Source organism: Pseudoalteromonas sp. (genome assembly GCF_018402495.1).
Taxonomy (GTDB): Bacteria; Pseudomonadota; Gammaproteobacteria; order Enterobacterales; family Alteromonadaceae; genus Pseudoalteromonas.
Genome location: NZ_JAGYIU010000003.1, coordinates 58,957 through 73,810, shown reverse-complemented (window position 1 = coordinate 73,810; position 14,854 = coordinate 58,957). Strand labels below are relative to the sequence as shown.

16 protein-coding genes are annotated in these 14,854 nt (G+C 37.3%); 6 read left to right on the top strand and 10 right to left on the bottom strand.

The genetic code is table 11. The annotated features are described in order from the left end of the window. Positions 1 to 43: 43 nt before the first annotated feature. Positions 44 to 1,486 (top strand): tetratricopeptide repeat-containing sulfotransferase family protein, encoded by a 1,443-nt coding sequence (locus KG708_RS10200; RefSeq protein ID WP_213609496.1) that lies wholly within the window; start codon positions 44 to 46, stop codon positions 1,484 to 1,486. On the opposite strand, the gene KG708_RS10195 is transcribed toward KG708_RS10200, so the two are convergent. Next, the gene (locus tag KG708_RS10195; RefSeq protein ID WP_213609494.1) at positions 1,455 to 2,363 is read right to left on the bottom strand and encodes an alpha/beta fold hydrolase; all 909 of its coding nucleotides are present in this window, start codon (positions 2,361 to 2,363) and stop codon (positions 1,455 to 1,457) included. The two genes, KG708_RS10200 and KG708_RS10195, sit on opposite strands and share 32 nt — an antisense overlap. 129 nt (positions 2,364 to 2,492) lie before the next feature. Between KG708_RS10195 and rlmF the strand changes: the two genes are divergently transcribed. Together rlmF and ltaE are read left to right on the top strand one after the other, a co-directional pair. Beyond that, a complete protein-coding gene (gene rlmF, locus KG708_RS10190) occupies positions 2,493 to 3,425 on the top strand; it encodes a 23S rRNA (adenine(1618)-N(6))-methyltransferase RlmF (RefSeq protein WP_213609492.1) in 933 nt (310 codons plus the stop codon). Between the two features lie 18 nt (positions 3,426 to 3,443). After that, the gene (gene ltaE, locus KG708_RS10185) at positions 3,444 to 4,448 is read left to right on the top strand and encodes a low-specificity L-threonine aldolase (protein WP_213609490.1); all 1,005 of its coding nucleotides are present in this window, start codon (positions 3,444 to 3,446) and stop codon (positions 4,446 to 4,448) included. Here ltaE and KG708_RS10180 read toward each other — a convergent pair. The 4 genes from KG708_RS10180 to KG708_RS10165 all read right to left on the bottom strand — a co-directional run bounded on the left by KG708_RS10180 (position 4,431) and on the right by KG708_RS10165 (position 7,473). Continuing rightward, positions 4,431 to 5,015, bottom strand: coding sequence for a thymidine kinase (locus KG708_RS10180; RefSeq protein ID WP_213609488.1), 585 nt, complete (start codon positions 5,013 to 5,015; stop codon positions 4,431 to 4,433). The two genes, ltaE and KG708_RS10180, sit on opposite strands and share 18 nt — an antisense overlap. 80 nt (positions 5,016 to 5,095) lie before the next feature. Next, positions 5,096 to 5,563, bottom strand: coding sequence for a methylated-DNA--[protein]-cysteine S-methyltransferase (locus KG708_RS10175; RefSeq protein WP_213609486.1), 468 nt, complete (start codon positions 5,561 to 5,563; stop codon positions 5,096 to 5,098). Next, positions 5,560 to 6,912, bottom strand: a complete 1,353-nt coding sequence (locus KG708_RS10170; RefSeq protein ID WP_213609484.1) for an AlkA N-terminal domain-containing protein — start codon at positions 6,910 to 6,912, stop codon at positions 5,560 to 5,562. The genes KG708_RS10175 and KG708_RS10170 overlap by 4 nt, the downstream gene beginning before the upstream one ends. Positions 6,913 to 6,984: 72 nt before the next feature. Continuing rightward, positions 6,985 to 7,473: a GNAT family N-acetyltransferase gene (locus tag KG708_RS10165; protein WP_213609482.1), complete on the bottom strand. Its 489-nt coding sequence runs from the start codon at positions 7,471 to 7,473 to the stop codon at positions 6,985 to 6,987. 272 nt (positions 7,474 to 7,745) lie between these two features. Between KG708_RS10165 and KG708_RS10160 the strand changes: the two genes are divergently transcribed. The 3 genes from KG708_RS10160 (at position 7,746) to bfr (KG708_RS10150) (ending at position 9,760) form a co-directional block, all read left to right on the top strand. After that, the gene (locus tag KG708_RS10160; RefSeq protein WP_213609479.1) at positions 7,746 to 8,600 is read left to right on the top strand and encodes a cation diffusion facilitator family transporter; all 855 of its coding nucleotides are present in this window, start codon (positions 7,746 to 7,748) and stop codon (positions 8,598 to 8,600) included. A 210-nt stretch (positions 8,601 to 8,810) separates the two neighbouring features. Next, complete coding sequence (bfr, locus tag KG708_RS10155) at positions 8,811 to 9,284, top strand: bacterioferritin (RefSeq protein WP_213609477.1); 474 nt, start codon at positions 8,811 to 8,813, stop codon at positions 9,282 to 9,284. A gap of 11 nt (positions 9,285 to 9,295) precedes the next feature. Next, entirely contained in the window at positions 9,296 to 9,760 is a 465-nt protein-coding gene (bfr, locus tag KG708_RS10150) for a bacterioferritin (RefSeq protein WP_213609475.1), read from the top strand. 58 nt (positions 9,761 to 9,818) lie between these two features. Here the strand turns inward: bfr (KG708_RS10150) and KG708_RS10145 are convergent, their stop codons facing one another. The 5 genes from KG708_RS10145 to KG708_RS10125 form a co-directional block, all read right to left on the bottom strand. Then, on the bottom strand, positions 9,819 to 10,013 hold the full coding sequence (locus tag KG708_RS10145) for a (2Fe-2S)-binding protein (protein ID WP_213609473.1): 195 nt from the start codon (positions 10,011 to 10,013) through the stop codon (positions 9,819 to 9,821). Between the two features lie 734 nt (positions 10,014 to 10,747). Then, a complete protein-coding gene (locus KG708_RS10140; protein WP_213609471.1) occupies positions 10,748 to 12,130 on the bottom strand; it encodes a sigma-54 dependent transcriptional regulator in 1,383 nt (460 codons plus the stop codon). Positions 12,131 to 12,133: 3 nt separating this feature from the next. Next, entirely contained in the window at positions 12,134 to 12,463 is a 330-nt protein-coding gene (locus tag KG708_RS10135) for a hypothetical protein (RefSeq protein ID WP_213609469.1), read from the bottom strand. A gap of 60 nt (positions 12,464 to 12,523) precedes the next feature. Next, positions 12,524 to 13,312, bottom strand: coding sequence for an EAL domain-containing protein (locus tag KG708_RS10130; RefSeq protein WP_213609467.1), 789 nt, complete (start codon positions 13,310 to 13,312; stop codon positions 12,524 to 12,526). A gap of 699 nt (positions 13,313 to 14,011) precedes the next feature. After that, positions 14,012 to 14,743: a hypothetical protein gene (locus KG708_RS10125; RefSeq protein WP_213609465.1), complete on the bottom strand. Its 732-nt coding sequence runs from the start codon at positions 14,741 to 14,743 to the stop codon at positions 14,012 to 14,014. Positions 14,744 to 14,854: the final 111 nt, after the last annotated feature.

The following is a 14,854-nucleotide window of genomic DNA, read 5'->3' as shown; positions in this document are numbered from 1 at the left end:
TGGCTTTGGGGTTATAGTAAATAAAAACAATATTCGTTGTATTATGCTACTAAAAAAAGCGGACCAGTTATTATCGCAAAACAAGCTTAGAGAAGCTGAATTTCACTACAAAACACTGTTAAAAACAGAACCTGACAATGGCAATGCCCTATTTGGCCTAGGCAAAATAGCATTGCGCTTAGAACACTTTGATGCTGCTGTTTACTTACTTCAAAAAGCTTGCCAACGACTACCCTATGTTTTAGAGCCTTTACAGGCACTTGCCGATGCATTTAATGGCGTAAACTCACCCGATGATGCGCTCAAAGTTCTAGAATATGCAAAAGAAATCGCTCACGATAACCCAGAGACGCATTATTATTTGGCTCAGCACTATTTAACCTTTGGCGAGCTTGATAAAGCGCATGCCACGTTTGAGGAAGCATTAAAGCTTGGAATAGCACCAGTTACGGCTTATGTTTTATTTGAATTGGTACAATTAGGGCGCTTTAATAAAGCAAATAATTACATCGATCAGTTACACCACTTTTTAACGCAAACAAATAACCTACGCTTAAAAATGGTCTGCTACTATGCTTTAGCTAAAAGTTACGACAAATTAGACGATACTGATCAAGCGTTTAACTATTTTGTGATTGCCAATCAGCAACAACACAAACTCAGTGAATTTAATACTGAAGATTTAATTGAGTTTTATGATCAACTTATTGAATATAATAATGAAAGTGTGTTCAATTTAGCAAACCTAAATAAGCAGTATCCTGTTACGCCCGTGTTTATTATTGGTATGCCACGAAGCGGCTCAACCTTACTGGAGCAGATGTTAGCAGGACACAGTCAATGGGCAACGCTTGGAGAAGACACCAGTATTAGTAATAAGGTAGTCGCTTTTTTAGAACATAAAACAGGGTTACGCTACCCTCAATGCTTAACTAAGCTAACACCGCCTTTAATTAACCAAGCCAGAGCTATATATTTAGATACCTTAAGTTCTTCTGGGAGCAATTGCGCATTTGTGATCAATAAACTGCCTAGCAACTACCAAAACTTAGGGTTAATTTATATTTTATTCCCAGACGCTAAGTTTATTAACCTGACCCGCAACTTTAACGCAACCGCATTTTCAGTGTTTACTAATTACTTTGCTGAAAACGAACCCTATTTTTGTGATTTGAATGAATTTACTTTGTACCATCAGCTTTATGAAAAACTGATGAGCCATTGGCAGCAATTTAACCGCTTAGCTATTTATAATTTAAGTTATGAGCAGTTAATTGAAAACCCTAAAGATCAATTAACCGCACTATTGAGTTTTACTGGCTGTGAATTTGAACAGACTTGTTTAGACTTTTACAAAAATAAAAGCGCCGTTACAACGCTCAGTAAACATGCGATTAGGCAGCCTGTAAATAACAAAAGCCTTGATAAATGGCAGCGTTATGAAGCCCCTTTACTTAGTTTGCTCTCGTTGCCTCAAACCAATTAAGTACATCTATAAATTGTTCTTGGCGTGCCTGTGGGTGAGTAAGCATATTAATATGGTCGTAATCTACTTTGTGCCCAAAGCGGCGGCCATATATTTGCATTTTTTGCACCCCAGTACCTGACTCATCAATAAACTTTTGAATATCGATAGGCTGTGCCAATGCTTTATCTTTTACTGCCGCAATATGTAACGTTGGAGGAAGCGTGAGATTTGCTAATGTTTTAGCGTAATCAAAGCCATCATCACTGTCTATCCACGGATTTTTCTTAGCCCACTGCATACTTTGATAATGGGACTTTTGAGTTTCGTCATCACTGCCCCACTTCAAGCGTTTTGCCGGTAAATAACCGTGTTTTTTCGCTAAAATTGGTGCCATAAAATACCAAATCAAATTGGCCTGGAATAATTTTTTAGGGTGGTTATTAAATAGTGAACGCTTTGAACCAAAATAGGCACACGCTTTTACATCGTTTATCAGCTCAGGGAAGCGAGCAAACATACTATTAAGCAATACCCCACCCCAAGAATGGGCAACTAAAAAGTCAGGCTTTTTACTCTCTAACTGTTCAATTTTTTCAATAAATGCCGGAATATCCTCAACAATCGCCTCTGTTTGTCCATAACGTGCTTGTTTACAAATGGCAGGTTTACTTTCACCACGGCCACGTAAATCAGCGACATAACAACAATACCCGTGTTCAGCTAAAAAAGGCGCTAACCCTTTATTGCTATGAGTGTAAAATATTTTGCCATTTTCTACCGCACCATGAATTAATAACACCACAGGGCCGCTTTGCTGTTGATGGGCGATACGGCGCAAATGCAGTGTTTGATGGCCATCTAATTTAATAAAAACAGACTCTTGAGTAACTGCCAAAGCAAATTCCTTATAATTGCTAACAACTCATCCTACCAGTAATGACTGGTAAGCCAAAGGAAAAATTATGCACTTTTTCTGTCTGTATTTGTTACTATTGGCTTTTATTCCTGTTGTTAAAAAAGCCTCATGAAAGCAAAATCAGCTCGTTCTAAATTACATCCGCGCAATCAACATAAAAATGGTTACGATTTTAACTTGCTTACCTCGCAAACACCGTCGTTAACTGCTTTTTTAATTACGACGCCAGCAGGTAATCAAAGTATCGATTTTAGTAATAACTTAGCTGTAAAAACCTTAAATCAGGCGCTATTAAAAAGCCATTACAACATTAACTTTTGGGACATTCCTGAACACAATTTATGCCCGCCTATTCCAGGAAGAGTTGATTATATTCATTATTTAGCTGACTTACTCAGCGACGATAACAACCATGTGCTCCCTTTTGGCAGGCAAATTAAGGTACTCGATATAGGCACCGGTGCTAACTTAGTTTACCCGCTAACGGGCAGTAGCGAGTACCAATGGCATTTTACCGGTAGCGACATCGACCCTACAGCAATAAAAATAGCCAAACAACTCGCTCAGTTTAACAACTTAAAAATAACACTTAAACAGCAAAAAAATGCCGTGCATATTTTTAAAGGGGTGATCAATGCTAAAGACTTATATCACCTAACGATGTGCAACCCGCCATTTCATGCCAGCGCAGAGGAAGCCAATAAAGGCAGTGAGCGTAAATGGAAAAACTTAGGTAAAGCCCCCAGTAAAACACTCAACTTTGGTGGCCAAAGTAATGAGCTGTGGTGTGAAGGCGGCGAGCTAGCCTTTATTTCTAAGATGATCGAAGAGAGCGCTCAGTTTAGCGAACAAGTGATCTGGTTCACCTCGTTGGTTTCTAAAAAAGAGACCCTTGCTGCTTTACAAACACAGCTAAAACAACAGCCTATTAGTGAATTCAAAATTGTTGAAATGGCACAGGGGCAAAAAGTCAGTCGCTTTATTGCGTGGAGTTATTTTGATAAAACGACCCGTGAACAAATTTGTGAAGAATTAGTATAACAACCATAAGGACCACTCATGATAGATTTTCGCTCAGACACAGTGACCAAGCCTTGCAATAAAATGCGAGATATTATGTATCATGCCCCGGTTGGCGATGATGTATATGGCGATGATGAAAGCGTTAACCAATTAGAAGCCTATGCTAGATTGCGCTTTAATGTGGAAGATGCACTTTTTTGTAGCTCAGGCACGCAAACAAACTTATTGGCATTAATGGCGCATTGTGAGCGAGGTGATGAGTATATATGTGGCCAAGCTGCCCATAACTATAAGTTTGAAGGCGGTGGTGCTGCTGTTTTAGGCTCTATTCAGCCACAACCTATTGAAAATGAAACCGATGGTAGCTTGTGTTTTACTAAAATTACTGCAGCAATTAAACCCGATGATAGCCACTTTGCAAAAACCCGCCTGTTAAGTCTTGAAAACACCATAGGGGGTAAAGTGCTGAGTATTGATTATTTACTCAAAGCACGCGAATTTGTTAACCAACATAACTTAGCACTGCATTTAGATGGCGCACGAGCATTTAATGCCGCAGCCGAGCTTAACGTTGATATTAAAGAAATCACCCAACATTTTGATTCAGTCTCTATTTGTTTATCGAAAGGCTTAGGTGCGCCCGTTGGTTCATTATTGCTTGGTACAACGGCATTAATAGCCAAAGCAAGACGCTGGCGTAAAGTGCTTGGCGGCGGCATGCGCCAAGCGGGTATGTTAGCTGCTGCAGGGCAATATGCGTTAGAAAATAACACTCAACGCTTAATAGATGATCACGCTAACGCGCGTTATTTAGCGCAGCAGTTAAGCTGTGTTGCGGGCTTTAACGTAAACATGAACAACACGACTAATATGGTTTACGCTACGTTTGATACTAGTATTAATATCACTAAACTGGCAGCGCAATTAAAAACACAAGGTATTGTGTTTAGCCCAAATAAGCAACTTAGGCTAGTAACCCATTTAGATATTAGTAAAGCTGATATAGATACCTTTATAGCCGCGTTAACGGCCCATATTTAACGCCGCTTTGTAATGTTTGCGGCACACCGATTCGTAACGGTCGTTGCCGCCAATTTCAACTTGGTTACCATCGCTTATTGCATCGCCGTTTTCGTCAGTGCGCAATACATGGTTTGCTTTACGCCCACAATGACACACCGTTTTTAGCTCAATCAGCTTATCGGCCCACGCCAGTAAATATTGCGAGCCACTAAATAGCTCACCTCTAAAGTCGTTACGCAAGCCATAACACAATACCGGAATACCTAACTCATCGACTACATCAGTTAACTGCATAACTTGGTCTTTTGATAAAAACTGACATTCATCCACCAGCACACAATGACGTTTTTTATCACTATTGAGCGATTTAATTAGCTCGTACACGTCTTTATCCGCATCATAAATATGTGCATCTGCTTGAAGGCCTATACGTGAGGATACTTTACCCACTCCGGCTCTATCGTCAATAGCCGCCGTAAGGATCACCGGCTCCATACCGCGCTCTTTATAATTGAATGCAGATTGTAGTAAGGTGGTTGATTTACCTGCATTCATTGCAGAGTAGTAAAAGTATAATTGCGCCATGGCCGTGCCTTCAAATAAAAAGTGCGCTTATGCTACCTTAAAGTGCTCAGAATACAAATTTGGATACGTTATTTAGCTATTTATTTTGCTTCATGCTCTAGTAACCATTGCTTGCGCTCTAAACCACCTGCATAACCAGTTAGTTTTTTATTTGCGCCAATAATACGATGACACGGCACAATAATACTGATTGGGTTTTTACCATTTGCAGCCCCTACCGCTCTGACTGCTTTAGGGTTGCTTAACTGCTCGGCAATATCTTTGTAAGTCGCCACTTTTCCAAAGGGTACGCTACATAATGCTTGCCATACACTTTGTTGAAAAGCAGTCCCTTTTGTATCTAAACTCAGCTCAAAGTGCGTGCGGGTTTTGGCAAAGTATTCTCTAAGTTGTGCCACACATTGCAGAATATGCACGTTAGTGACTTTATTTAGAGGTGTGATGGAATACCTGTTCGGGGGATAAAATCCAACGTAGCAAACACCTTTATCGCTTGCCTGAATAATAATGTCATCTATTGGGCTAGGTAACACAGTTTCAATGATCATAATTGCTGCCAAAGTTGAAAAGTTAAGTAAGAGCGAAATGGAGCACAGGCTATTGAGTCAAACGGGGTGGCTGCGGCTTGTGCCTTTTTAACGCCTAAATCGCCATCGAGTAAAATATCGGGCTGGCTTTGGCCGCGTAACTTTGCATAATTAACCGTCCAAGGGCCAATTCCTTTTAAACTAAGCCATTGATCTAAGTCATCATAATCGGGATTCACGGCACAAAATTCAGCAAGATTATGTAATGCATTTTTACGTGCCTGCGGCATTTTAAAAAAAGCAAAGTCACTGCCTGCCACCACTTCAGGCGCTGGAAAGTAAACATTTCCCTCTTGCTGCTCTGAAAGCTGTTGCACTAATTGAGTCACTAAATTATGCGCCGCAGTTACACTCACCTGCTGACCTAATACAGCACGAATACCTGCTTCAAAGCTTGACCAAATACCTGGTAACCTTAAGCCTTTAGTAAGTGGAAATGCATTATTAATGTGTTCGCTTAAATGCGCCTCAATTAAATAAGTATCTGCATCTAAATCAAGTACACGGCGAATGTTGTTAATAACTGGCTGTAAATATTGCGTATTATCTATATCAATTTGCACCTGAAAATGATGTTTATCTGCAACAAACTCAGCATCAAAGCGCCCTCTACACGATTTATAAGTAAAAGTACGCCCATAACTGGTTGGCGTTAACCACTCTATTGGCTTTATTAGTCGCTTTGCTAAAAACCCATGCAATGCCTGCCAGTTATACGGCGGACGAAAAGGCAAAATTAAAGTTAAAGATGAGTCGTGTGATTGTTTAGCACTTCGAAGTGCTGAAGGCGAAATATTAAGTTGTTTTAAAAACGCATCATTAAACCGGCGCACACTCTTAAAGCCTGCTGCAAACGCAATCTCGGTCAAGGGTAAGTTCGTTTCTTGAATCAACTTTTTTGCAAAGTGGCATTGATTAAATAGCCGATATTGCGTAATTGAGATACCAAAGTATTGAGAAAATAATCGCCTTAAGTAACGACTGCTAACTCCTAAACGCACAGCTAGTTTTTCGCAGTCGTGCTCATTATTTTGATCAATGAGTTGCTTAGCACGCAAAGCCGTTGTTTTTGTTCCAAGCCAAGCCGCACTGCCTGGCGCGCTATCAGGCCGACAACGAATACAAGGCCTAAAACCCGCTTGCGCTGCATTGTGCGCAAACTGATAGTAAATTACATTTTTTTCATGCGCAGTAGGCGCAGGGCATATAGGCCTACAGTAAATACCGGTGCTTTTAACGGCTATATAAAAAAGCCCATCAAAACGAGCATCCCGACTCTGACGTGCTTTTTGCCAATGCTGCTCACCCATAAACAACTCTGTGTAAATTATTTAGCACTTAGCTTAACTCATACCAAATATATTACTGGCCATATTCGGTACTTAATCTTTATTCGCAAAGTCGATTAATGCCTGGCCCGTCAAACGATAAATAATCCACTCATTTTGAGGCTCAGCGCCCATGCTATTATAAAAATCAATCGCGGGTTTATTCCAATCAAGCACCACCCACTCAAAGCGACCACAATCTTTGCTAATTGCTCTGTTTGCCAGTGCTTTCATTATAGCTTTACCAGCACCATTGCCTCGACTATCCGGGCTGACATATAAATCTTCTAAATAAAGACCATTTTTACCTAGCCAAGTAGAGTAGTTATAAAAATACACGGCAAAACCAATGGGTTCGTCATCTTGTAAACACAGTATACTGTGTGCGGTTGCCCCATCACAAAACAGCGTATCTAAAATTGCTTGCTCATTAGTTTTTACCGCATCAGGCTCTTTTTCGTATATAGCAAGCTCATTAATAAAGTGTAGGATTGTTTTTGCGTCACTTGGTTTTGCATCACAAATTTCTATTGTTTTATTCATTGTTGGCCCTTTAAAAACTACGTTTATGCCTGTTAAGCACCTAATTCAAAATAAAAAGGACTTAACTAATTATGATAACTTAAGCCATTAATACATTTATTTATACCCTAGGCAAGTTCACACACTGTTTTTATATTCAACAGTGTACTTACACCCACTTATTTAAATTGAGCCATTGTGGTATTTAAAATAAATAAAAAACAGTGCTTTTATAAACAACTAATAATTGTCATTATGAGTAAAAAGTATAGTAATAAGGGAGTTTAACTAAAATGAGCCATGGTCATTCACATAGTCATGTTGACGACAGTCAAAGTGATAAACAACTCACTTTTGCTGTAGTTATTAATGTTTTACTTACTGTGGTCCAAGTTATTGGTGGGCTATTGTCTGGCAGCCTTTCGTTAATGGCCGATGCATTACACAATTTAAGTGACGCCGCGTCTATATTTATCGCTTTAATTGCCCGTAAAATTGGCAATAAACACGCTGATACAACCCATCATTTTGGCTACAAACGCGCGGAAATTTTAGCAACCCTTTTTAATAGCACTACGTTAATAGTCATCGGTGGTTATTTAATTTTTGAAGCCATAAATAGTTATTTAAATCCGCAACCGATTAACGGTTGGATTATTGTGTGGGTTGCTGCCTTTGCGCTACTCATTGATTTAGTAACGGCTTTATTAACTTATAAAGCTGGCGCTAAAAACAATATGAATATTAAGGCGGCGTTTATTCATAATGTGTCTGATGCAATGGCATCAATAGTCGTTATTATTGCGGGTACTTTAATTATTTTATACCAGTGGTATGTAGTTGATTTAATAGCGACTATATTGATATCACTGTATGTTATTTATCATGGGATATTATTACTTAAAGCCAGCTGCAATATTTTAATGCAAGCAGCGCCCATTGGTTTTGATCAGCAACTTATCAGCAAAAAATTACTGCAACAGTTTGCCATTACTCAAATAAAATCAATAAAAGCATGGCAGCTCGACGACAACACCACTCACTGTGAAATTGTTCTGCAAACAGATACACAAATAGAACTTAACGCTATTAAACACTACTTACATGACGAGTTTGCAATTGAACACTGCATTATTGAATGTTGTTAGCCGCCGCTAAATAAAAAGACCTGTTTATTTATCATCAAGGTAAGCTGCTGATAAAAAATACAAATTGCAACTTGTTTACAAATCAACCAACAATGCAAACTTAAACGAGAATCAAACTCAATATTAACCATATGATTTATAAGTAAATTACTTGCAATTTTGTATCTATACACTAGACTATCAGCAATTAGAATTTTTAAGGTAAACGCTATGAAAGGTAATCAAAAAGTAATCGACGCCTTCAATACATTGTTAGCTAACGAATTAGCTGCTATTGACCAGTATTTTATCCATTCTCGTATGTACGACGACTGGGGCCTAAATAAACTTTATGAGCGCCTTAATCATGAAATGGAAGAAGAAAAAGACCACGCTGATTGGCTAATAAAACGTATTCTTTTTTTAGAAGGCGTACCAAACATGACCAAACGTCGTGACTTATTAATTGGTAACGATGTAAAAAGCATGATCCAAAACGACTTAACCTTAGAGCTTGAAGTTGTTGAGTGCGTTAAAGATGTCATCGCTATTTGTGAAGAGCAACAAGATTATCAATCACGTGAGATCTTAGAAAAGCTGTTATTTGATACTGAAGAAGATCACGTTTATTGGTTAGAGCAACAACTTGGCCTAATTGACAAAATCGGCACTCAAAACTATCACCAATCACAAATGGGTGAATAAGGACTTATATTATGAAAGGCGATAAAGACGTTATTGCAGCTTTAAACAAAGTACTGGCCAATGAACTGGTTGGCATTAACCAATACTTTTTACATGCTCGTATGTTCAAAGATTTTGGCTTTAGTAAATTAGACAAAGCCGATTACAAAGTATCGATACAAAAAATGAAAAACGCCGATCGATTAATTGAGCGTATTTTATTTTTAGAAGGCCTACCGAACCTTCAAGATTTAGGCCGTTTACGTATAGGCGAAAACAGCGAAGAGATGATTGCAGCTAACATGAGCTTTGAACTCGATACGGTAGACGAGCTACGTGCAGCTATAAAACTAGCTGAAAGCAAAAAAGATTACATTAGCCGTGAGGCGCTCGATAACATACTCAACGAGCAAGAAGAGCAAATTGACTGGCTAGAAACACAACAAGCGTTAATTAAAAGCACCGGTCTTGAAAACTACTTACAATCACAAATGTAAGTTAAATCCTGTAAACATAAAAAAAGCAGCCTTAGCTGCTTTTTTTATGTTTAATTTACTATGCCACTTGATCAGTAACATCAGCAATTTGAATCAATTTACGATTGAGGATCTTTTTAGTACAACAACAACATTTACCACATTGGCTGCCCACTTTAAGCTCTTTAGTTAGCTCGCGCATGGTAGTAGCACCATCGTCGATGGTTTGCTCAATTTTTTTATCGGTCACACCGTGACAAAGACAAACATACATGAATACAAACAACTCTCAATTACATTTAATATGCCTATATTAATCTAAACAAAAATAGTTATCAATTGGTTTTTAGCCTAAATTAACTTTTTTGCATTTTTTTGGCCAGTGCCACTTAAATTGAGAATTGTTTAAATTTCATTCGAAGTATGGCACTTAAATTGAGATTTATTAGCTAAAGTCTATTACTTTATATGAGGTTTAAGTTTGTCTTGGTCAATAAAGTTAAATATTTATTAACCTGAACTCTGGTTAAAAGATTTACTAACATATTGGATCATAGTAATAATTAGGTTTATTTTTTCAAACCAGAGATTTACAGTGAAAACAAGCCGAATTTTCGCGTTAATACCTGGCCTGTTGTAAGTAGATTCAATGCAGTTTACGCTGAGAATAGCTCCTTGAGATAGATTTATTATCCAGAGTTCAGGTTGATTACTCGACTTTTACTTTAAGGACAATGTATTAGCTCTTTTTTGGAATAATTTAAAATTTAAACTCCTTAGTTTAGCGAATTAAAATGCAAGTGGGCTAAGTAAAAACCAAGTAAAGCGTGTGCTTCCTGAACACGCCCCTTTCCACCATCTATTTAGGCAACATAGAATTAGTCGCCTCTAGGAAAAACACTTCGAGCAACGCCTATTTATGGAAAAAATAACCATACCACATAAACACTGCCTTACTTAAATACCAAACAGACTAATGTAAATTTAAACTTGAAGAATCAACAACCCCTAATTTTCCCAGCTTTTTATTTTTCTATAAAGTGTTGATGCACTCACCCCCAACTTAACAGCTGCTAATGGAATATTACCATCGCAATAAATAATCGCCGATTCAATAGCTTGTTTTTCAACTTGCCACAAAGGTAAAATTTGATCTGAAAAGAAGGCTATTTCCTGATCATGAACTGGATACTTTTCACATTTTGTAGAGATTTTTTGGTCGTTAAATTGAGTCAACATATTTAACTCAATAACTTCTCCTTCATTCATCACCACGCTATTTTCAATTACATTTTGAAGCTCTCGTATATTTCCTGGCCAATCATAAGATACGAATGCTTTTGCAGCTTCAGGACTTAAGCTTTTAAATTCCTTACTTGCTGACAAAGATTTCTGCCGAATAAAAAAATTAGCTAAATTTAAAATGTCATCTTCTCTTTCTCTAAGAGGAGGTAAATTAATAGGAATAACATTTAATCTATAAAATAAATCCTCTCTAAACCGACTTTCTGCAACTTCTTTTTGAGGATTCCTATTTGTTGCGCATACAATTCTAACATCACTATACTTAACATCTGAAGATCCAATCTTACTGTAACAACCTGTTTGCAAAAAGCGTAATAACTTGGCCTGCAAAGGCGCTTCCATTTCACATACTTCATCTAAGAACAAAGTGCCTCCGTCAGCCGCCTCCACTGCACCGACTCTATCTATTAATGCACCACTAAATGCACCTTTTACGTGTCCAAAAAATTCAGACTCAAATAAATCTGTTGGGATAGCAGCGCAGTTTATAGCTATAAAGCGCTGATTTTTTCGATTACTATACTCATGTAAATATTGAGCACATACTTCCTTCCCTGTGCCACTTTCTCCAGTGACAAATACTGAAGCTTTTGAATTTTTTGCCGAATTTAAAATTCGTTTTACAGTTTGCACAGCAATAGAATCACCAATAAAATCAAATTGAACATCCGTTTTAGCTTGTTGACTACTTAATTTTTTCTTAGGTGCTACAGGCGCCAAACTTTGTTTACTTGCACTAGCAACTGCAGATAAGAGATAGCTATTTTCAAAAGGTTTTTCAATAAAATCATAACCCCCTTCACGCATAGCGCTTACTGCAATATCTATCGAGCTATTAGAAGTGATTACTATAACTTGTGTATTGCTATTTATCTTTTTAGCAAACTTTAAAACTTCAATACCTGAAATATCAGGAAGACAAACATCTTGAACAATAATATCGGGTGATTTTTCTTTTATTGCAGCTATAGCAGAGTAACCATCAATGAATAATTCGCATCTGTAATCATGACTTTCTAAGTACGCCTTATACATGGAACCAGCAGCTATGCTATCTTCTACAATATATACAAGTGGTGTCTGCATGCGTTAACCCCGTTGAACTAGCATTTCGAAGCTCTCAAGCGAGCAAGATATCTCTTTACATATTTCAAGCAATTCGGCTTCCGAAACTACACCTTTTTCATAATTAGCATTAGTTATATAAAATAATGAATCAGCACCATACAAACTGGTCGTATTTTTTAAAATATGCAAAACATCATTTATCTGTTTTTGATTGTAATCTATATCTACAGTATAGCTTTGTAATTGTATCAGTTGCTGGGATACCTCATTGATAAAATGTTTAATAAGCTCATTAATAATATCTTCGCCAACATCGTTTCTTAGCTTATGTAACTTCGTATGATTGATCACTTTCACACCTCAACATAACTTACTAATTTAATTATAGAAATGATTATAGTAATAGCAATATTATTTTGCCCACTTCGTTATAACATCCCCTAAAGCAAGTGGTTTATCAATCAAGTAACCTTGGATATTTTCACAACCTAAGCAATTGAGTATTTGAAGCTGCTGCGGAGTCTCAATACCCTCAGCAATCAATTCTAAGTTTAGCCGTTGTGCCATAGCTATTATGGCACTGCATAAGGTAAAGTCATCGTTATCGGTGGCTATATTACTCACAAAGCTTTTATCTATTTTGATGCCATTTACTTTAAACTGTCGCAGCAAACTTAGAGAGGCAAAGCCTGTTCCAAAGTCATCCAGCCAAATTTTTATACCCATTTCTCTTAAACGAGCAAACGTATTAGATATTTTATTAGAGTCACTAATTAATGCGGTTTCAGTCAACTCTAGTTTAATATTTTTAGGACAAACACCAAGCTCATTTATCAAGTCGTTTATTTCAACTGTCACATCATGATCAATTATCTGTATTGGTGAAATATTAATAGACATGGTGAAATCCTTTAAACCATAGCTTTCGAGCCTTTTATAATCTACAAGGCATTGTTTTAATATCCAAGAGCCTAACTCAATAATTTGGCCTGTTTTCTCTACGTACGGTATAAGGTTATCTGGTCTGAGTCGTACATCATTTATTCGACTACGGATCAATGCTTCGAATCCGATTAACCGACTATTGTTCGTTGAAACAATAGGCTGATAACACATATAGAAACTATCGTTTCTTAATGCTAGCTCAAATATTTTTTCTAATGAAAACTGCTCATACTTAATATCTTCTGCGTTTAGCATAATACACCACCCTTTAATTCAAAATGTGATTCCAAAAAAACATTTAATAGCCGCTCTTGCTCAATTGACTTTATTACTTGATCATCAATTGAGAACCGTATGAAGCTAGATAACACATCATCATGACCTTTTATATGAATACTAATATCAGGGCGGCACTGTTTTCACTTTCTGTTATTTACTTCATAAAACTAAACAGATATTCAAATTTGTGATAAATCTTCTACTTTGTTTGTTCAAAGCACTCGATCATTACCAAGTAATAAAAGTAGCCCTGCTAGTACTTGTTTCAACGTTATCTATTTGATGCCATTTTTATTATGAAACATTAGGGTCTGTTGACCTTTGCGGATTACAATTTGCGCAAACTAGGGGCGGTTTAATCGCCCCAAGAGCCTTCTAACCTAGTGGGCTAAGTCAAACCCGAGCACAGCTTGTGCGTCCTGCTCACGCCCCTTACCACCATCCATGTGCAACCCGAAGGGCAGTGTCTGTTTGGCATTGATGCTGCGTTACCGCCTATTTATGGGGAATAATAACCACACCACATAGGCTCTGCCTTGCCTAAATACCAAACAGACTACTGCAAATTTAACCTTGAAAGGTCAACAGCCCCTAATCTGACTCATTAGTTAAGAATTTCAATAGTAGAGCTATCACTTTGACTGCTTTTTAACTGAGAAAACGTTGTATTGCTGTTTATAATATTGTCAGAGAAGCCGAACTCATTTTTAATAAGGAATCAGTTGAATTCGGAAAGCGAATAAGTTGGTTTTTTATTTTATCTGATAACATAAGTATATCTGTATTGTTAACTATGATAACCGCCGATAAACGCTGTGCTAAAATATTACCTTCACCTAAAAAACTATTATTAAAGTTAATTTTTACTTTTTTTGGTTTAGCAAACCCACTTATTTTAATTAAGTCTATAACTGCCACTTGATTATTTAATTGTGACGGCAACCCGGAGCTAATATTTCCAAAACCTTTTAACTTTTGAGACAGCATTTGAAGGATACTATGAGTGAGTTCATCATTAAGTATAAGTCCAGGTTGTAAATCTTGACGACTTGATACGATTGCAATTTTGCAGTTAGTATGTATGCCTTTTATAATGTTTTTTGACGCGCTATAGTCTTCAATTATGCTAAAAAGGAATATTTTGGCGCTGGTATTGTCATACCAAACAATCATAGGTGTTCTACCTAAATGTTTGGCTAAACTACCACTAGCGATGCCAGTATCTAAAGCAATACCGTAACATACAGCAACATGCTCAATATCTTGATTAAAGGCAAACAGGATAGATACCCACTTTACTAAGCCAAAAATTTTCTGTTGCCGCTCTTCATTTGAGTGTTTAATGTAATTTAAATGGCTTGCCCCTGCGTTAACAGTAAACTCACATAAAAATAAAGTTTGGATCATGATAGCTCTTCCCTTATGGTTGCTACATAGGGTATGTGCAAAAATGAATCCACTTAATTTTTAATTATTAAACAGTGAGTTGGAGATTTAAACTTACTGATTCAGTGTATA

Bases quoted from the DNA above. Each gene is read 5' to 3' on its own strand.
- KG708_RS10125 (WP_213609465.1), bottom strand. From the start codon at position 14,743: ATGATCCAAACTTTATTTTTATGTGAGTTTACTGTTAACGCAGGGGCA.
- rlmF (WP_213609492.1), top strand. From the start codon at position 2,493: ATGAAAGCAAAATCAGCTCGTTCTAAATTACATCCGCGCAATCAACAT.
- KG708_RS10130 (WP_213609467.1), bottom strand. From the start codon at position 13,312: ATGCTAAACGCAGAAGATATTAAGTATGAGCAGTTTTCATTAGAAAAA.
- KG708_RS10145 (WP_213609473.1), bottom strand. From the start codon at position 10,013: ATGTATGTTTGTCTTTGTCACGGTGTGACCGATAAAAAAATTGAGCAA.
- KG708_RS10175 (WP_213609486.1), bottom strand. From the start codon at position 5,563: ATGATCATTGAAACTGTGTTACCTAGCCCAATAGATGACATTATTATT.
- bfr (WP_213609477.1), top strand. From the start codon at position 8,811: ATGAAAGGTAATCAAAAAGTAATCGACGCCTTCAATACATTGTTAGCT.
- bfr (WP_213609475.1), top strand. From the start codon at position 9,296: ATGAAAGGCGATAAAGACGTTATTGCAGCTTTAAACAAAGTACTGGCC.
- ltaE (WP_213609490.1), top strand. From the start codon at position 3,444: ATGATAGATTTTCGCTCAGACACAGTGACCAAGCCTTGCAATAAAATG.
- KG708_RS10160 (WP_213609479.1), top strand. From the start codon at position 7,746: ATGAGCCATGGTCATTCACATAGTCATGTTGACGACAGTCAAAGTGAT.
- KG708_RS10200 (WP_213609496.1), top strand. From the start codon at position 44: ATGCTACTAAAAAAAGCGGACCAGTTATTATCGCAAAACAAGCTTAGA.
- KG708_RS10165 (WP_213609482.1), bottom strand. From the start codon at position 7,473: ATGAATAAAACAATAGAAATTTGTGATGCAAAACCAAGTGACGCAAAA.
- KG708_RS10170 (WP_213609484.1), bottom strand. From the start codon at position 6,912: ATGGGTGAGCAGCATTGGCAAAAAGCACGTCAGAGTCGGGATGCTCGT.
- KG708_RS10140 (WP_213609471.1), bottom strand. From the start codon at position 12,130: ATGCAGACACCACTTGTATATATTGTAGAAGATAGCATAGCTGCTGGT.
- KG708_RS10180 (WP_213609488.1), bottom strand. From the start codon at position 5,015: ATGGCGCAATTATACTTTTACTACTCTGCAATGAATGCAGGTAAATCA.